Source organism: Arenimonas sp. (genome assembly GCF_035721105.1).
Taxonomy (GTDB): domain Bacteria; phylum Pseudomonadota; class Gammaproteobacteria; order Xanthomonadales; family Xanthomonadaceae; genus Arenimonas.
The window spans coordinates 15,800-34,187 of the sequence record NZ_DASTNG010000029.1; the positions used below are offsets into that span (position 1 = coordinate 15,800).

The following is an 18,388-nucleotide window of genomic DNA, read 5'->3' on the forward strand; positions in this document are numbered from 1 at the left end:
ATCCCATGAGCGAGAAGAAGCTGTTCCTGCTGCCCGACCTGGGCGAAGGCCTGCCCGACGCCGAGATCGTCGAGTGGCTGGTCAAGGTCGGCGACGTCGTCAGGCTCGACGAGCCGCTGGTGTCGATGGAAACGGCGAAGGCCGTGGTCGAGGTGCCGTCGCCGTATTCGGGCAAGGTGCTGCGCCTGGCCGGCGCCGCCGGCGACGTGGTCGAGACCGGCCACTGGCTGGTCGAGGTCGAGATCGACCCGTCCCTGCCCCAGCGCGCGGACGCGCAGGACACCGGCCATTCGCACGGCCACAAGCCGGCCGCCGCCGCCCCGGCCGCGCCAGCGCCCGCGGAAGCCAGCGACGCTGCGCCGGATGACGCGGAAAGCGACGACGCCGGTACCGTGGTCGGCGCGATGGAAAGTTCCAACGCCGTGCGCAGTGAGCAGGCGGTCGCCATCGGCGGCGTCAAGGCGATGCCGGCCGTGCGTGCGCTGGCGAAGAAGCTCAAGGTCGACCTGGCCCGCGTCACGGCCAGCGGCGCCAACGGCGACGTCACCCTCGCCGACGTGAAGCGCGCCGCCGCCAGCCCGCCCCCCGCCGCCGCCCCAAAACCTCCTGTAGGAGCGCCTTCAGGCGCGAAGCCTTTCGCCGAACGCCCGCAGCCTCCCGCCAGGAGCTTCGCGGCTAAAGCCGCTCCTGCAGGAGACGGCGACGCCAAGCTCGACGTCGACGACCCGGTGCGCGGCGTCAAGCGCAACATGATCCGCACCATGTCGCAGGCCCACGCCGAAGTGGTGCCGACCTCGCTGATGGACGACGCCGACATCCACGCCTGGGCCCCGGGCGAGGACATCATGGCGCGCCTGATCCGCGCGCTGGGCGTGGCCGCGCAGGCGGTTCCCGCGCTCAACTCCTGGTTCAACGCCAAGGAAGGCACGCTGCGCCGGCACTCGCGGGTCGACGTCGGCATCGCCATCGATTCGCCCGACGGGCTGTTCGTGGCCAACCTGCGCAACGCCGAGAAACTCGACGCCTGGCAGATCCGCGGCGAACTCAACCGCATCCGCGATGGCGTCCGCAGCCGCAGCCTGCCGCCGGAAGACCTGCGCGACTACACCCTGATGCTGTCGAACTTCGGCGTCTTCGCCGGCAAGTACGCCACGCCGGTGGTGGTGCCGCCCTGCGTCTGCATCGTCGGCGCCGGCCGCCTGTACCACGCGGTGGTGCCGGTGCTGGGCGGACTGGAAACGCACCGCACGATGCCGATCTCGCTCACCTTCGACCACCGCGCCTGCACCGGCGGCGAAGCTGCGCGCTTCCTGCGCGCCCTGCTCGACGACCTGCAGCGCCCGCACTGACATGCCGCACCACAGCCGCCTCGCGGGCTTCATCATCGACTGCGAGGGCGGCTCGCTGGGCCACGCGGCGCGGTTCTGGAGCCGCGCGCTGGGCCTGCCGGTGCTGGATCCGGACGAAGGCGGCGAAGACAAGTACGCGCGCCTCGATGGCCGCCGCCACGGCCTGCAGATCGAAGTCCAGAAGGTGGACCACCCCTCGCGCGTGCACCTGGACATCGAGACCGACGACCTGGAGGCGGAGGTCGCCCGCCTGCTAGCCCTGGGCGCCACCGAAGCCTCGCGCCCGCGCCACCGCCGCTGGGTGGTGATGCAGGCGCCCACCGGCCAGCGCTTCTGCGTGGTGAAGGCGCGCGAACCGCTGGACGCGGGCAACGCCGACCGCCACGACTGAGGCCGGCGCTCAGTCCTCGTCGACCTCCACCCGGTCGCGCCCGCGCCGCTTGGCGCGGTAGAGCGCCTGGTCGGCGCGCTGGAAGATCGCCTCGGGCGTGTCGCGACCCGAACGCCCCATGGCCAGGCCCCCGGAGATGGTCACCGGCATCGGCAGGTCCGCGCGCGCCGCCACGTCCTGGCGCACGCGCTCGACCACCGTGCGCGCGCCGATCAGCGGGGTGTCGGGCATGATCACCAGGAACTCCTCGCCGCCGTAGCGCACGGCGATGTCGCCACCGCGCACGCAGCGGGCGATCTCCTCGCCGACGATGCGCAGCACGTCGTCGCCGGCGGCGTGCCCCAGGCTGTCGTTGATGCGCTTGAAGTGGTCGATGTCCAGCACCGCGACGGAAAACGGCTGGTCCGGCGACGTCTCGTGCCCGCGGAATTCCTGCCGCAACTTCTCCAGCCCCGTGCGGTTGAGCAAGCCGGTCAGGGCGTCGGTGTTGGCCTCCACCTCCAGCAGCGAATTCTGGCGTTCGAGCTGGCGCTGGTAGCGCAGCAGGTCGCGGTTGACCAGTTCGCGCTCGGCCAGCTGGCGCTGGGTCTCGAGCTGGGCCCGCCGACCCTCGAGCAGCTGCACCGCCAGCCGGGCCAGGGCACGCAGGGCGTCGACCTGCTCGGCCCGGAGCGTGCGCGGCTCGCTGTCGATGACGCAGACCGTGCCCAGCGCATGCCCGTCCGGCGTCACCATCGGCGCGCCGGCGTAGAAGCGCAGGTGGTCCGGCCCGGTGACCTGGGGATAGCTGCGGAATACCGGATGCGCGGAGGCGTCGTTGACCACGGTCACGTCGTCCGGGCGGCGGATGGCGATGTCGCAGAACGCGATGCTGCGGTCGGTGCCCTCGCCGTCGATGCCCTCGGCCGCCTTGAACCACTGCCGGGTTTCGTCGATGAAACTCATCACGGCCTGCGAGGTGCCGCACACCGCCCGCGCCAGGGCCACGATGTCGTCGTAGGCCCGCTCGGGCAGGGTATCGAGGATGCGGTAGTGCCGAAGCTTATCCAGGCGCGCCTGGTCGGCCGCCGCGGAGAGCGGCGGCGGCGCGGTCGGGGCATCTGGCGCCGTGTTCATGCAGCGATCCTTCGGGTCGGACTGGCGCCAGTTTACGAGAGCCGGGCGCCGATGGCGGGCCGCCGCCGCGCGGTGATGGCGCCCGTTCAGTCCTCGGCCGCCTGGATTTGGTTGCGACCGCCGCGCTTGGCGCGATAGAGCGCCTGGTCGGCCGCGCGGAATACCGCCTCCGGGTCGTCCAGGCCGGACGTGCCGCAGGCGATGCCGCCGGAGAGGGTCAGCGGCTCCTTGAGGTCATCGCGCGCCGCCACCGACAGCCGGATGCGATCGGTCACGGTCATGGCGCCGGCCATCGGCGTGCCCGGCATCAGCAGCAGGAACTCCTCGCCGCCGTAGCGCACGGCGATGTCGCCGCCGCGGATGTTGCGGCGTATCTCCGTCGCCACCGCCCGGATCGCCTCGTCCCCGGCCGCGTGGCCGTGGGTGTCGTTGATCCGCTTGAAGTGATCCAGGTCCAGGACGGCCACCGAATACACGCCGCTGGCCAGCCACTTGGCCGTCATCGCGGCGCCGCCCAGCTTCTCCAGCCCGCTGCGGTTGAGCAGGCCGGTCAGCGCATCGTGGCTGGCCTCCACCACCAGCCCCGCGTTCTCGACCTCCAGCTGGCGCTGGTATTCGATCATGCCGTGGGTCATCAGTTCACGTTCGGCGGCCAGGCGCTGCAGTTCAAGGTTGCGCTGGCGCGCTTCGAACAGCCGCATGACCTGCCGCGACAGCGCCGACAGCGCGGCCCGGGCGGCTTCGTCCAGCCCGCGGGGCTTGTCGTCGATCACGCAGATCGTGCCCAGCGCGTGGCCCTCGTCGGTGACCAGCGGCGCGCCGGCGTAGAAGCGGATGTTGGGCGCACCGGTCACCAGCGGGTTACCGGCGAAGCGCGCGTCGCGGGTGGCATCCGCCACCACCATCACCTCGCCCGGGTTGCGGATGGCGTGGTCGCAGAAGGAAATGCTGCGCGGCGTTTGGTCCACGTCCAGGCCCAGGCGCGCCTTGAACCATTGCCTGCCCTCGTCCACCAGGCTCACCAGGGCGATCGGCGCGCGGCAGATCGACGCCGCCAGCAGCACCAGGTCTTCGTAGGCCGCCTCGGGCAGCGTGTCGAGCACGCGATAGCGCTGCAGCGCCTCGATGCGGGCCAGCTCGGCCGCACCGGACACCGGTGCCCTCAGCAGAGGGAAAACATCGGGCGCGCCTGCTCGGGGCATGGGCTTGGCCTCGGGTCCGCAGGCCTGCAGTCTACCCCTCGGACGCCGCCGGGGCGCAACCGCGTCGGCAGGGGCTCCCGCAACATGCCTCGAGTGCCATGCCACAAGCGCCGCGAGCGTCACGCCTCGCGTGGCGCGCCGCGAACGAGGCTAGCGGAAACGCATCCCGCGCCAGGCCCAGGCTCCGGCGATCACCGCCAGGAAGGCCTTGTAGGCCAGCAGGCTGGCCAGCACCTGGCGCCAGATCGGCCCGGCTTCGATGCTGGTGCTGGCGATCGAATAGCCCCAGCGCCCGGCGATGAAGCTGGCCGTGAAGGCCAGCGCCAGCATGGCCAGGTCGAAGTTGCGCCGCGCCGGCGTGCGCGCCAGCGTGCGCGGATAGAACCAGTACAGCGCGCCCAGGATCGCGAACCAGGGCAGGAACAGGATGATCGCGAGATCGGCGATGTCGGCCATCAGGCGCCCTCCTCCGCCAGCAGCTGCAGCGCCTTGCTGAGGCGATCGACGCCCGCCGGCGCCACCAGGTTGCCGAAGAGCTGGTTTTCGAGGAACAGGCCTACGCCTTCCTTATGCTCGATGCCCGCTGGCCCTTCCGACCGGATTTTCGCGATCACGCCACCCGCGTCACGAGGTGAGGCGAACTGAATGCTTTCCAATATCTCGACGCCCGACTCATCGATCAGTTTGAATCGGAAACGCCCCGCGTCGTCGCGGTACTGCTTGAACTGCGGCATCGCCACCTTCGCCTTGGCCGCCTTGGCCACCACCACCTGCTCGCGCAGGTCGCGCAAGCCCACGGCGTGGCGCAGCTCGGCCATCAGCGGCGTGGCGATCTTGCGGGCCTTGATCGCGCCTTCGCGCAGGATCGCCTCGATCTCGATGGGTTTGGCCATCAGCGCTTCGTACTTCTCGCGCATCGGCGCCACTTCGGCGTCGATGCGTTCGAACAGGGCCTCCTTGGCTTCGCCCCAGCTGATGCCTTCTTCGAATGCGCGGGCAAACTGCTCCGCGTCATAGCGCGTGGAAAACGCGCGATAAAGCTCGAAGATAGCCGAGCCTTTGGTGTCCTTCGCAACCCCCGGCGCCCGCGAATCGGTCACGATCGAGAAGATCAGCTTCCTGAGCTCCGCGCGCGGCGCGAACAGCGGGATGGTGTTGTCGTAGCTCTTGCTCATCTTGCGGCCGTCGAGGCCGGGCAGCGTCGCCACGTTGTCTTCGATCGCCGCCTCGGGCAGGACGAAGAAGGACTTGCCGACCGGCTCGCCGTACAGATGGTTGAAGCGCGCGCCGAAGTCGCGCGCCATCTCGATGTGCTGGACCTGGTCGCGCCCCACCGGCACCGAGTGCGCCTGGAACATCAGGATGTCGGCGGCCATCAGCACCGGGTACATGAACAGGCCGGCGCTGACGCCGGCATCGTCGTCCTCGCCCGCCTCGCGGTTCCTGTCCACCGCCGCCTTGTAGGCGTGTGCGCGATTGAGCAGGCCCTTGCCGGCCACGCAGGTCAGCAGCCAGGTCAGCTCCGGGATCTCGGGGATGTCGGACTGGCGGTAGAACCACACCTTGTCCGGCTGCAGCCCGCAGGCCAGCCAGCTGGCGGCGATCTCCAGGGTCGAGCGCTGCACCCGCGCCGGGTCCTGCACCTTGATCAGCGCATGGTAGTCGGCCAGGAAATAGAAGCTTTCCACCCCGGGCCGCAGGCTGGCGGCAATGGCCGGCCGGATCGCGCCGGCGTAGTTGCCCAGGTGCGGGGTGCCGGAGGTGGTGATGCCGGTAAGGACGCGGGTAACGGGCATGTCGTCGTCTGCTGTGTGAACGGGGGCATTTTAGCCCGCCCGCGCGCCTAACCCCGTCCCCGGCCGCGGAACGTTGAAACCCGCGTCCAAGCCCGGAGACCGCCCATGAAACGCCTGATCGCCCCCCTGCTCGCCCTGGCCGCCCTGGCCAGCCTGCCTGTCGCCGCCCGCGCCCAGGCCTTGGTCGACCTGCAGGTGCAGGACCTCGACCGCCAGGAAACCCTGCCCCGCCTGCCTTATCGCGGCCGTGACTACCTCGAGGGACGCCCCGGGCACCGCTACGCCGTCGTGCTGCAGAACCTGACCGGCGAGCGCGTGCTGGCCGTGGTGTCGGTGGACGGCGTGAACGCCATCAGCGGTGAAACCGCCGGCAGCCAGCAGGCGGGCTACGTGCTGCAGCCCTGGCAGCGCCTGGAAGTGCGCGGCTGGCGCAAGAACCTCGACGAGGTCGCCGAGTTCGAGTTCACCGCGCTGGGCGAGAGCTATGCCGCCCGCACCGGCCGGCCCGGCAACGTCGGCGTGATCGGCGTGGCCGCCTTCCGCGAACGGCGCCCGCCGCCGCCGCGCTGGGAGGCCGAGATCGCCCAGGCCGCGCCGGCCGCGAAGGCCCGCGCCGGCGCCGCCGACGCGATGGCGCCACAGGCGTCCGCGGAAGCCGCCCTGGCGCCCGCCTACGAGCGCGATCGCGCGCAGCAGCAACTGGGCACCGGCCACGGCGCGCGTCGCTGGGATGCCGCCACCACCACCCACTTCCAGCGGGAAAGCGCGCAGCCGAACCAGGTCGTGTCGGTCTGGTACGACAGCACGCGGGCGCTGGTCGCCCGCGGCGTGCTGCCCGCCCGCTGGCCGCACCCGCGCCGCGCGCCGGAGGCCTTCCCGATCGGCTTCGTGCCCGATCCGCGCTGAGCAAACCCTGTAGGAGCGCCTTCAGGCGCGAAGCTCTCCGCCGAAAAGCTTCGCGCGTGATGGCGCTCCGACAGGAAAAGGAAAGGGCCGGGCATGGCGGCCCGGCCCTTCGGTCCCACGCGCGGCGGAATCAGTTCTTGGCTTCTTCCGCGGCTTCCTCGAGCTCGCCGCCCGCCTTCTTCACGTCCTTGCCGAAACCTTCGATGGTGTTGCAGCCCGACAGGGCGATCGCGGCGAACATCGCAAGCAGTGCGAGCTGGAACGAACGGGCACGGGTCATGGCAGGCTCCTTTGTGGTCTTGGGTGGCGTGAGTCTATGCGCGCCGACCGGCCTGTCAATGAACGCCGGCTGTTTTCACCCGGGGTTCACGGCGACGGGGCCGAAGGCGTCAGTCGCGCATCAGGGTGGACTTGCCGAACAGGCTTTCCACGAGGTCCACGGCCAGCAGCCCGGTGCGGTTGTGGTCGTCGAAGGCCGGGTTGAGCTCGACGATGTCCAGCGACCCCAGGCGGCCGGTGTCGGCGATCATTTCCATCACCAGCTGGGCCTCGCGGTAGTTCGGGCCGCCGGGCACGGTGGTGCCGACGCCGGGGGCGATCGCCGGGTCCAGGAAGTCGACGTCGAAGCTCACGTGCACGTGGGTGTCGGCATCGATGCCTTCCAGCGCCTTCTCCATCGCCCGCTTCATGCCGAACTCGTCGATGAAGCGCATGTCGTAGATGTCCAGGCCGTATTCCTTCACCAGCCGCTTCTCGCCCTGGTCCACCGAGCGGATGCCGATCTGGCGGATCTCGGCCGGCTGGATCGCCGGCGCGCTGCCGCCCAGGTTCACCAGGGCCTCCGGGCCCAGGCCGCACAGGCAGGCCACCGGCATGCCGTGCACGTTGCCCGAAGGCGTCACCTGGCTGGTGTTGAAGTCGGCGTGGGCGTCGAGCCACAGCACCCGCAGCTTCTTGCCGGTCTCGCGGCAGTGGCGGGCGACGGCGGTGATGCTGCCCACGCCCAGGCAGTGGTCGCCGCCGAGCAGGATGGGCAGGCGGCCGGCCTGCAGCTGGGCGTGCATCGCGTCCATCACCAGGCGGTTCCAGGTCACCACCTCGTCGAGATGGCGGTAGCCGTCGGTGGGCGGCAGCCAGGGGTTGTAGGGACCCTGCAGGTTGCCGGTGTCGAGCACGTCCAGGCCGCGGCCGCGCAGGGCCTCGGCCAGGCCGGCGACGCGCAGCGCCTCGGGGCCCATGCTGGCGCCGCGGTGGCCGGCGCCGATGTCGGTGGGCGCGCCCACCAGGGCGATGGAACGCGACAGGCTCATCGGCCGGACTCCGCCGGCACGACCACCGGGCGCCCTTCGGCCTCCCAGCGCAGCCAGCTGCCTTCGACCTGCCGCACTTCCACGCCGGCCTTGGCCAGCACCGCCTCGGCGCTGGTGGCGCGCTTGCCGCTGCGGCAATACACCAGCACCCACGGCCGGTCGGCCGCCTCGACTTCCGCCAGGCGCGAGGCCAGCTGGTCATGCGGGATGTTCACGGCGCCGGCCATGTGGCCGGCGGCGAACTCTTCCGGACTGCGTACGTCCAGCAGCAGCGGCGCATCGGGGCGGGCGGTGATTTCCGCGACCGCGGCGGGGGCCACGCCGGGCCGGCCGGCGAAGGCCGCCAGCGGCAGCAGGCAGGCCAGCAGCAGGGCCCGGGAAACAAGCATCGGATGACGTCGCATGGGCGCGTCCTCGCGTGGATTGGGGGCGCTCAGGATAAGCCCCCGGCCGCGCCGGCCGCCACCCGCGGCGTGGCCGCGGTTCAGTCCCGCGGGAACCGGCGGTCGATCTCGTCGGCGGGCACCGGGCGACCGAAGTGGTAGCCCTGCAGCTCGTCGCAGCCGATCTGGCGAAGGAACGCGGCCTGGGCCTCGTCCTCGACGCCTTCGGCCGCCACCCGCATGCGCAGCTGGTGCGCCATGGCGACGATGGTGCGGGCGATGACGGCGTCGTCGGCGCTTTCGGGCAGGTCCTTGACGAAGCTGCGGTCGATCTTGAGCTTGTCGAGCGAGAACTCGCGCAGGTAGGACAGGCTGGAGTAACCCGTGCCGAAGTCATCGAGCGACAGCGACACGCCCAGCGCCTTGAGCTCGGCCAGGCGGCCCTGCACCCGTTCGACGTTCTCCATCAGCGAGCTTTCGGTCAGTTCGATCTCGAGCATCGTGGCGGGCACGCCGTGGCGGGCCAGTGCGGCGGCCACCTGGGCCACCACGTCGGGGCGCTGCAGCTGCTGGGCCGAGAAGTTGACCGCCACCGTGAAGCCGTCGCGCCCCTGGTCGCGCCAGGCGCGCAGCTGGCGGCAGGCCTCGTTGAGCACCCACAGGCCGACTTCCGGCATCAGGCCCAGCGACTCCGCGATCGGAATGAAGCGGCCCGGCGGCACCGGGCCCAGGTCCGGGCTGGTCCAGCGCACCAGCGCCTCGAAGCCGGTGATGCGCAGGTCGGCGGCGGCCAGCTGCGGCTGGTAGTGCAGGCTCAGTTCGTCGCGGGCGATGGCTTCGCGCAGGCGCGCGCCCAGCACCAGCCGGTCCTCGAGCTCCTGCATCTGCGTGGCCGAGAACTCGCAGATGCTGTCGCGGCCCTGGCGCTTGGCGCGGGTCATGGCCGCCTCGGCGCGACGCAGCAGCTCCATGCCGCTGTCGCCATGCTCGGGCGAACGGCTGATGCCGATGCTGGCGGTGAGGAAGAGCTTGTAACCATCGCCCTCGATGGGCAGCGCCACCGCGGTGCGCAGCCGGTCGGCCAGCGCCAGCGCCCCGGCGCTGTCCAGGCCCGGCGCGATCGCCACGAATTCGTCGCCGGCGAAGCGCGACAGGTAGCCGCGGCCGCCCACCACCGGGCCGATGCGCTCGGCCAGCACCTGCAGCGCTTCGTCGCCGATCAGGTGGCCCATGGATTCGTTGATGGCGTGGAAGTGATCGATGTCGATGAACAGCACCGACACCACCGCGCCTTCCTGGTCGAGCATCCCGCCCAGGGTCGACTCGAGCACCGGGAAGCGCTGCAGGCCGGTCACCGCGTCGTGGCTGGCGGTATAGGCCAGCTCGGCCTCGACCCGGTGGCGCTCGGTCAGGTCGTTCTGCACGGCGACGTAGTTGACCAGGTGGCCCTCGTCGTCGCGCACCGGCGAAATGAACAGGTGGTTCCAGAAATGGCTGCCGTCCTTGCGCCGGTTGCTGAGCATGACGTTGCAGTCGCGCTCCTCGCGCAGGGCGGCGCGGATGATGTCCACCTCCGCCTTCGACGTGGCCTCGTCCTGCAGGAACCGGCAGTTGCGGCCCATCGCCTCGGCGGCGGTGTAGCCGGTCATCTCCTCGAAGGCGGGGTTGACGTAGATGATGGGGTTGTCGGGCTGGCGCGGGTCGGTGATGACCACGCCGTTGATGCTCGACTCGACCGCGCGCTCGAGCAGCTGCAGGCGCTCCTGCGCGGTGCGGCGCTCGCTGATGTCGACGGCGATCACCTGGCGGCAGGCGCGGCCGTCGAACTGCAGGGCGTGGCTGGTGATCTCCACCCACAGCGTGCCGCCGTCCTTGCGCTGGTGCTGCCAGACGCCGACGAACCCGTCCCGGCATTCCGTCCCGGCCAGGTACGCGCGCAGGCGCTGGGCCTCGGCCGGCGAACGGATGTCGGCGATGCCCATGCCGGCCAGCTCGTCGCGGCTGTAGCCGTAGCGCTCGACCATCGCGTCGTTCACCGCCAGGAAACGCAGGGTCCCGACGTCATAGACCCAGGACGGGAACGGGGTGCGGTTGAACAGCATCTGGTAGCGCGCGCGGGCCTCGTCGAGCTCGCCGACGTGGCGCGCACGCTCGGCGGCATAGCGCAGCGAACGCGCCAGCTTCTCGCCGTCGATGTTGCCCTTGATGAGGTAATCGGCGGCACCGGCATCAAGCGCCTCGCGGTCCACCTCGTCGTTGCCCTGGCCCGTGAGCATGATCACCGGGCGGTGGGCGCTGCCTTCGGCCACGGCCAGGCGCACCAGGTCGAGGCCGTTGTCGGGCCCCAGCAGGTAGTCGACCAGGTACACGTCGTAGCTGCCCGCGCGCAGCGCCGCGACGCCCTGCGCCAGGGTGGGCACCCACTCGAGCGTGAACTGACCCGCCGGGAAGTCGGCCAGCAGGTCGCGCAGGATCAGGAAATCCTCTTCGTCGTCGTCCACCACGAGGACGCGAAGCTGGATCGGTCGCATCATTTGGCGGGATGCCCCGGCGGCGGCAGGTCGACGATCTGCAGCCAGTACTTGCCCAGGGTCTGCACCACCTCGATCAGCGCGGCGAAGCTGACCGGCTTGGTGATGAAGGAATTGGCGCCGTCGCTGTAGCTGTGGGCGACGTCCTCCTCGGCCTTGGACGTGGTCAGCACCACCACCGGGATGTCGCGCAGCGCGGGATCGGACTTGATCTCGCGCAGGGCCTCGCGGCCGTCCTTGCGGGGCATGTTCAGGTCCAGCAGGATCAGGCCGGGCATCGGGTAGCGGGCGGCGTCGGCGTACTGGCCGCGGCGCTTGAGGTAATCCATCAGTTCCTCGCCGTCGACCACGAACTGCAGCGGATTGCCCAAGCGGCACTCCAGAAAGGCTTCGCGCGTCATCAACCGATCATCCGCGTCGTCTTCGGCCATCAGGATCGTGATCAAAGGGGGGGCTCCACCGGCGCGGGGGGTCATGCCGGCCAATCTAACCCAATTCCGCGCCGCTACCCCAGTCCCGGGGCATTCGGCACGCCGTCCGGCGCTTCCGGCGGCTGGCGTGCCGGCAACACAATGATGAACGTAGCGCCCTCGCCAGGGCGGCCTTCCGCGCGGATCGTGCCGCGATGACGCTCGGCGATGCGCCGCACGATGGCCAGTCCGATGCCGGTGCCCTCGAAGTCCTGGCGCCCGTGCAGGCGCTGGAAGGGCCCGAAGATCTTCTCGCCGTACCGGGGCTCGAAGCCGATGCCGTTGTCCTCGATGCGCAGCTGCCAGGCCGCGACGCCGTCCAGGGTCGCTTTCGCGGCCGACACCTTCACCACCGGCGGCCGGTCCGGCGACCGGAACTTCAGGGCATTGGCCAGCAGGTTCTGCAGCAGCTGCCGCATCTGGGTCGGGTCGGCCTCCAGGGTCGGCAGGGTGCCGCGCTCGATGCGGCCACCGCTGGATTCGAGCCGCGCCTCGAGGTCCTCGAGCACGTCCGACAGCACCTTGCCCAGGTCCACGTCGGCGAAGGGCTTGCCGCGGGCAACCACGCGCGAGTACGCCAGCAGGTCGTCGATCAGGGTCTGCATGCGGGCGGCGGCATGGCTGGTGCGGTCGAGGTAGTCGCGCGCCTCGGGGGCCAGCTGGGTGGCGTGGCGCTGCTGCAGGCGATCGGAGAACGCCCGGATCTTTCGCAGCGGCTCCTGCAGGTCGTGCGAGGCGATGAAGGCGAAGTCCTGGAGCTCGCGGTTGCGGTTGTTCAGGTCCACCAGCGTCTGGCGCAGCGCCTGCTCGGCGCGGCGCCGCTCGGTGATGTCGCGGCCGACGCCGTAGACCAGGCCGTCGGCGCCCGGCACCGAGGTCCAGGCGATCCAGTGCACGGCGCCGTCGCGGCTGACGTAGCGGTTCTCGAAGTGGTGGGGCACGCCGACGCCGGCCTTCTGCCGCTTGGCGCGCTCGCGGGTGCTGCCGCGGTCGTCGGGATGGATGAAGTCGGTGAACTCGCGGCCGCACAGCTCCTCGGCGCTGTAGCCGGTGATCTGGCAGAAGACCGGGTTCACCTGCAGCCAGCGCCGCAGCGCCGGGCTGAAGATGACGAAGATCTCGGCCGACATGTCGAAGAAGCGGTCGCGCACGCTCAGGCGATCGATCAGCCGCGCGCGCTCGATCGCGATCGAGGCCATCTGCGCGAACTGCATGGCCACCAGCTGGTCGTCCTCGGTGAACTCGCCGCGCTGCTTGTCGCTCAGCTGCAGCAGGCCCATGTTCTGGCCGGCGCTGTCGACCAGCGGCACCGCCAGCCAGCCGCGCATCGGGGGATGGTCCTTGGCATGCGGGCCGAAGCCACGCCAGCGCGGGTGCGCCTCCAGCTCGGCCTGGGTCAGGCGCATGGGCTGGTTGGTCTCGGCGACCACGGCGTAGATGCCGCTGTTGTCGGCCGGCGTGGCGTAGTCGCGCCACCTGGCGTACTTCTCCGACAGCGACACCGCGTGGATCTGGTGCTTCTTGCCGCCCATGCCGACGCTGGCGACCGCCTGGTGCGCGCCCAGGATGTCGCGGGCCATGTCGGCCAGCAGGGGGTACAGCGCCTCCTCGCGCAGGTCGCGATTGAGCCGGATGGCCGAATCGCTGAGCCGCCGGAGCTGGCGGCTGTTGTTCTCGGCCGCATCGAGGGCATCGGCCAGCTCGCGCTGGTGCTTGCGCAGCAGGCTGATGTCCTGGGCGATGCCGAACACGCCGGTAACGCGGCCATCGACCACGATCGGCAGGTTGGTGACGCGCATGTCCAGCCGATGGCCGCCGTCGAGCACGGCGGTGGCCTCGTAGGTACGGGCCTCGCCGCGCACTGCGGCGCTGAAGTGGGCGCGGACGATCTCGCGCTGCTCGGGCGCGACGTTGGCGTCGAACATCTGGCCCCGCACCTGCTCGATGGTGCGCCCGGTCGCGCGCAGGCGGCCGTTGTAGTCGGTGTAGCGGCCGTCGAGGTCCATCGCGTAGACCGCGTCCGGATGCTCTTCGAACAGCGAGCGGAAACGCTGCTCGCTGAGCTGGATCCGCCGGTAGTCCGCGACCTGCTCGACCGCCATGGCGACCATCGCCGCCAGGCTGTCGACCACCGCCAGCTCCGCCGCGGTCGGCGTGCGCGGCTGGCGGTAGTAAGTGGCGAAGGTCGCCAGCACCCGGCCCTTGGCCGACTTCACCGGCGTCGACCAGCAGGCCAGCAGGCCGTGCTCGAGCGCCACCGCGCGGTAGTCGTCCCACAGCGGGTCGGTGCGGATATCGGTGACCACCACCCGCTCGCCGCGCCAGGCGGCGGTGCCGCAGGAGCCCGCCTTCGGCCCGATCGGCTGGCCGTGCACGGCCAGGCTGAAGGCCTCGGGCAGGTCCGGGGCCGCGCCGGTCAGCACGCGTTCGCCGGCCTCGTCGAGCAGCAGCACCGAGCACATCGCCTCGGGGGACTGGAGCTGGTAGAGGCGGGCCACGGCCTCCAGGGTCTCGGCCAGCGGCCGTCGCGCGGCGATGCCGGCCAGGATCGCCCGCTGCCCGGCCTCCAGCCGCTGCGCCAGCTTGGCCGCGGTGATGTCGCGGATGAAGCCGGTGAACGCGCGCCCGGCCTCGGACTCGACCTCGGTGATCGACAGCTCGACCTGGATCTCCTCGCCGTCCGCGCGCAGCGCCGACAGCTCCAGTCGGCGCCCGAGCACGCGCTGCTCGCCGGTCGCCAGGAACCGGCGCATGCCCTCCTCGTGCGCCGCGCGCAGGGCCGGCGGGATGATCACGTCCGACAGCCGCTTGCCGACCACGTCGGCGCGGGCATGGCCGAAGGTGCGCTCGGCCGCCGCGTTAAACTCGAGGATGCCGCCGTCGTCGCCCATCGTGATGATGCAGTCGAAGGCGCTTTCCACCGTGGTGCGCATGCGCTGCTCGCTTTCGAGCAGGCGCAGCTCCTGCTGCTTGCGCTCGGACACGTCCTGGAACGCGCCCTGCACGCGGACCACCTTGCCCTGGTCATCGAAGACCGGCAGGCCCATCGCACGGACCCAGACGCGGCGGCCCGAGGCGGTGAGCAGCACCAGCTGTTCGTCGAACGGCGCGCCCTGTTCCGAACACGCACGCAGCACCTCGCGCAGCCGGTCCCGATGCTCCGGGGCGTAGTAGTCGATGGCCTCGTCCAGCGGCGGCGAGAAGCCGGCCGGACGCTCGTGGATGGCGGCCACTTCCTCCGACCAGACCACCCGCTTTTCCGCCAGGTCGAAGTACCAGCCGCCCAGCCGCGCCGCCTGGCCGGCCATGCGCAGCAGTTGCTCGCTGCGCTCGAGCTGCTCCTGGATGCGCCGGCGCTCGGAGATGTCCTGCACGCTGCCGGCCAGCAGCCGCGGCTGGCCGGTCTCGTCGCGGACCAGGCGCGCGCGTTCGTGCACATGGCCGGTGCGGCCGTCCGGGAAGACGATGCGGTGCTCGATGTCGAGGTCGGGGCCGCCCGCGAGCGTGGCTTCCTGCGCCTTCAGCAGGCCCGGATAGTCGTCGGGGTGCACGCGCGCGGCGAAGGCCTCGAAGTTGCCGGCGAACTCGTCCGGACGGACCTCGAAGATCGAGTACACCTCGTCCGACCAGGCCAACCGGTTGCCGGCGATGTCGTACTCCCAGGCGCCCATGCGGGCGACCTGCTGGGCGCGCTGCAGGCTTTCCTTGGCCTCACGCAGCGCCTGCGACTGGCGTGCGGACTCGGTGGCGTCGCGCGCCACCGCGAACACCAGGCGCTCGCGCGGCGACCACACCAGCGACCACTGCATGATCACCACGCGTCCGTCGCGGGCGATATGGCGATTGCGGAAGTCCAGCGTCGGCCGGCCCGCCAGTACGTCGGCCATGGCCCGGTGGGTGGCGCCACGATCGTCGGGGTGCACCAGGTCGACCACCGGCCGGCCCAGCAGCTCATTCGGCGGATGACCCCAGACGGTGGCGCTGGCGGCGCTGACCTGGCTGAAGCGCCCGTTGGCGTCGATGGCGCAGATCACGTCCAGCGAGTTGTCCATCACCAGGCGGTTGAGCACCAGCGACTGTTCCAGGCGCCGCGTCAGCTCGCGCAGTGCGTCCTCGGCGCGGCGGCGCTCGGTCATGTCCTGGATGGCGCCGGCGGCGAACAGCGGCTGCCCCTGGTCGTCGCGCACCAGGGTGCCGATCTCGCGCACGGCGCGGATCTCGCCGTCGGGGCGCAGCACGCGGTACTCGATGTCGATGTCACCCTCGCCGGCGTGCAGGCCGCGGTGCGCCTCCTGCACCCTGGCGCGGTCGTCGAACACCACCCGTTCGACCAGCGCCGGCAACCCGCGCGCCATCCGCTGGCCATCGAGTCCGAACAGCCGCAGCACGTCGTCGGACCACTGCAGCTCGCCCGTGGTCAGGTCGTATTCCCAGGCCCCCAGCTGGGCCAGCCGCTGGGCGCGGCTGGAGCTGGCCTGGGCGCGGGCCAGCGCCAGCTCGGCACGCTTGCGGTCGCTGATGTCCTGGAAATACACCGCCAGCCCGTTCGGATGCGGGAACACCCGGGCCGCGAACCAGCTGCCCAGCGGCGCGAAGTAGACCTCGAACACCTTCGTGCGCCGCTCCGCCGCGGCGGCCCGGAACTGGGTCTCGATCTCGCTGCCCACCGCCGCCGGGAAGGCTTCCCAGACCGTCTGGCCGACCAATTGGCGGTCCGGCCGCTGCATCATCTGCTCGGCGCGCGGATTCACCAGCACGAAGCGCCACTCATGGTCGAGCGTGTAGAAGGCGTCGCTGATGCTTTCGAACACCGCGCCCAGTTCGCGCTCGACGTGGGCCAGCGCCCGGCGGGCGTGCTCGTGCTCCTCCATTTGCCGCGCCAGCGCACCGCCGGTGCGCTCGGCCTGCTCGGCGCGCTGCCGCGCCAGCGCCGCCAGCCGCAGCGCCAGGGCCAGCAGGCCGCCCGTGGCCAGGCCGGTGAACAGCAGCAGGTTGGCATAGTTGCCGGTTCCCGGCGCCGCCGGGATCGGCCACAGCTCGATGCGCAGCGGCGTGCCCAGCAGCCCGATCTCGCGGACCATCGCCGGCTCGCCGCGGTCGAGCCCGCCCCGTCGGAAAACCTCGCGCGCGCCCCGTCGCAGCACCATGTCGTTCTGCGGGCCGACGGCACCCAGCACCCGGGGGAACAGCTGCCGGTACTCGATGGCGGTGACCAGGAAGCCCACGGTCTCGCCGTCGCGCTCGGCGCGACGCACGACCAGCTCGCCGCGATCGGCGGGCCCCAGCGACGACTCGCCGGCGACGGCGTCGCCCCCGGCTGCTTCCGCGCGCCGGAACAGCTCGGCCAGCCCGGCATCCAGGTCGACGTGGCGACCCACCAGGTCCGGTGCGTTCTCCAGCCGGGTGTAGACCTCCACCGCGACGCCGTCCCGATCGGTCAGGACCAGGGCGGCGATGCTCGGGAAGTCGCTGACGTACAGCTCGGCGTCCAGGTGGAAATAGGTTCGCCGGGTGGCGTCGTCGGGGGCGCGCGTGAGCCGGACGGCCATCCGGTCCAGGGCGTCCAGGCGCAAGCGGACGCCTTCGGCCAGCGACTGCTCCACCGCCGCCATCTGCCGCTCCAGCGCCGCCTGCTCGCGCCGCTCCTGGTCGCGATTGATGCCGAACCAGACCGTGATCGAGGTCAGCGTCACCGCCATCGCCACCACCAGCGGCAGCCAGACGCCGCGCTGGCGCTGTCCCACGTCGACCGCGCTGCCGGCGAAGGCCAGGCCCAGGCCCAGCACCAGCATCGCGACGCCGGTCAGCAGCGCCATCGGCGTATGCGAACCCCAGGCCCGCACCATCGGCACGTCGACCAGGTAGCCGGCCAGGACCACGGCGCCGACCACCGACACCATGAAGCCACAGGCCCAGGTCGCGGCCCAGCGGCTGGGGGCACGCGGCCCGTCGCCGGGCGCCAGCGCGATGCCGAGCGCGGCGACCAGGAAACCCATCGCCGTGTTGGGCGCCATCCGCCCGGGCGCCACGCCCTCGGCGACGATGTCGTGCGCCAGCAGCCATTCGCCCACGCCCAAGGCCAGGCCGGCGTATTCCTCGGCCAGGCTGGCGAGTGCCATCACCGCGATCGGCAGCATCGGCAGCAGTGCCCGCCGGCGCCAACCCATCCCCAGCAGCCCCAGGCTCACCGCCGCCAGCAGGCAGCCCAGCGCGGTGTTGAACTGCATCGGCACCTTGTCGGTGCCGGCCTGCACGATCGCGGGGCTGCCGGCCAGCCAGCCCGATATCGCCAGCAGCCCCACGCCGCCCAGGAGGGCCGCCGACAGGCGCAACATCCGCTGGGGCTGGCCGCGCAGGCCCGAAAGCAGCCAGGCCAGGCCGACGCCGGCGTGCGCGACCGTCGCCGACACCGCCAGCCCCAGGCCGCCCGCGTCGGGGGGCGCGATGCGGGTGACCAGCGCGAGCAAGGCCAGCAGCAGCTGCAGGGCGCCCAGCGTCCGGACGCCGGCGCGCTGCACCACGGAGTTTCCGGCGTGCGCCAGGACCAGGCCCAGGAACAAGGCCGCGGCGCCGATGACGGCCCCCGGATTCACCGCGGCCTGCGCCGCCGGCCAGGCCAGCAGCGCGAGCAACACCGCCAGCAGCAGGGCGCCGACGATGCGATCGGGCCAGGCCGATCCGGAGGCCAGGGCGCGCAGCAAGCATCCGCCGCCGACGAGGAAGGGCACGCCCAACGCCAGCAGCGCCGGCGGTGTCGCCGGCCTCAGCAACAGCGCGTCCAGGAGCACCAGGAGCAACAGGCCACCGCCCAGCCACGCCGTCGCCGCGACCGGCGCTCGCGCGCCGGAGCGGTCCTGTGCTGGGATGCCGTCTGCCTTGCCCATGCGCGAAGCGGTCTCCCCCGGCCGGGACGGTCGGACTACCTTTCGGTATA

13 protein-coding genes are annotated in these 18,388 nt (G+C 71.4%); 3 read left to right on the forward strand and 10 right to left on the reverse strand.

Annotation, left to right across the window (positions count from 1 at the left end):
* The first annotated feature begins 5 nt into the window (after positions 1-5).
* Both VFQ84_RS03765 and VFQ84_RS03770 read left to right on the forward strand, forming a co-directional pair.
* Positions 6-1,349 (forward strand): dihydrolipoamide acetyltransferase family protein, encoded by a 1,344-nt coding sequence (locus tag VFQ84_RS03765; protein WP_325129375.1) that lies wholly within the window; start codon positions 6-8, stop codon positions 1,347-1,349.
* A gap of 1 nt (position 1,350) precedes the next feature.
* Positions 1,351-1,740 carry a VOC family protein gene (locus VFQ84_RS03770; RefSeq protein WP_325129376.1) on the forward strand — a complete coding sequence of 130 codons (390 nt, stop codon included), beginning with the start codon at positions 1,351-1,353 and terminating at the stop codon, positions 1,738-1,740.
* 9 nt (positions 1,741-1,749) lie between these two features.
* Here the strand turns inward: VFQ84_RS03770 and VFQ84_RS03775 are convergent, their stop codons facing one another.
* The 4 genes from VFQ84_RS03775 to VFQ84_RS03790 form a co-directional block, all read right to left on the reverse strand.
* On the reverse strand, positions 1,750-2,856 hold the full coding sequence (locus VFQ84_RS03775; protein ID WP_325129377.1) for a sensor domain-containing diguanylate cyclase: 1,107 nt from the start codon (positions 2,854-2,856) through the stop codon (positions 1,750-1,752).
* 86 nt (positions 2,857-2,942) lie between these two features.
* Entirely contained in the window at positions 2,943-4,010 is a 1,068-nt protein-coding gene (locus tag VFQ84_RS03780; RefSeq protein WP_325129378.1) for a sensor domain-containing diguanylate cyclase, read from the reverse strand.
* A 198-nt stretch (positions 4,011-4,208) separates the two neighbouring features.
* The gene (locus tag VFQ84_RS03785) at positions 4,209-4,514 is read right to left on the reverse strand and encodes a hypothetical protein (protein ID WP_325129379.1); all 306 of its coding nucleotides are present in this window, start codon (positions 4,512-4,514) and stop codon (positions 4,209-4,211) included.
* Complete coding sequence (locus VFQ84_RS03790; protein ID WP_414636994.1) at positions 4,514-5,854, reverse strand: tryptophan--tRNA ligase; 1,341 nt, start codon at positions 5,852-5,854, stop codon at positions 4,514-4,516. Before VFQ84_RS03790 ends, VFQ84_RS03785 begins: the two co-directional genes overlap by 1 nt.
* A 105-nt stretch (positions 5,855-5,959) precedes the next feature.
* Here VFQ84_RS03790 and VFQ84_RS03795 point away from each other — a divergent pair, with 105 nt between their 5' ends.
* On the forward strand, positions 5,960-6,760 hold the full coding sequence (locus VFQ84_RS03795; protein ID WP_325129380.1) for a hypothetical protein: 801 nt from the start codon (positions 5,960-5,962) through the stop codon (positions 6,758-6,760).
* A 130-nt stretch (positions 6,761-6,890) separates the two neighbouring features.
* On the opposite strand, the gene VFQ84_RS03800 is transcribed toward VFQ84_RS03795, so the two are convergent.
* From VFQ84_RS03800 to VFQ84_RS03825, 6 genes are all read right to left on the reverse strand, one after another.
* Positions 6,891-7,040, reverse strand: coding sequence for an entericidin A/B family lipoprotein (locus tag VFQ84_RS03800; RefSeq protein WP_325129381.1), 150 nt, complete (start codon positions 7,038-7,040; stop codon positions 6,891-6,893).
* 109 nt (positions 7,041-7,149) lie between these two features.
* Positions 7,150-8,070, reverse strand: a complete 921-nt coding sequence (gene rocF, locus VFQ84_RS03805) for an arginase (RefSeq protein WP_325129382.1) — start codon at positions 8,068-8,070, stop codon at positions 7,150-7,152.
* Positions 8,067-8,474 (reverse strand): rhodanese-like domain-containing protein, encoded by a 408-nt coding sequence (locus tag VFQ84_RS03810; RefSeq protein ID WP_325129383.1) that lies wholly within the window; start codon positions 8,472-8,474, stop codon positions 8,067-8,069. Before VFQ84_RS03810 ends, rocF begins: the two co-directional genes overlap by 4 nt.
* Before the next feature lie 80 nt (positions 8,475-8,554).
* On the reverse strand, positions 8,555-10,987 hold the full coding sequence (locus tag VFQ84_RS03815; protein ID WP_325129384.1) for an EAL domain-containing protein: 2,433 nt from the start codon (positions 10,985-10,987) through the stop codon (positions 8,555-8,557).
* Positions 10,984-11,460 (reverse strand): response regulator, encoded by a 477-nt coding sequence (locus VFQ84_RS03820; RefSeq protein ID WP_325129385.1) that lies wholly within the window; start codon positions 11,458-11,460, stop codon positions 10,984-10,986. The genes VFQ84_RS03815 and VFQ84_RS03820 overlap by 4 nt, the downstream gene beginning before the upstream one ends.
* Before the next feature lie 29 nt (positions 11,461-11,489).
* Entirely contained in the window at positions 11,490-18,338 is a 6,849-nt protein-coding gene (locus VFQ84_RS03825) for a PAS domain S-box protein (protein ID WP_325129386.1), read from the reverse strand.
* Positions 18,339-18,388: the final 50 nt, after the last annotated feature.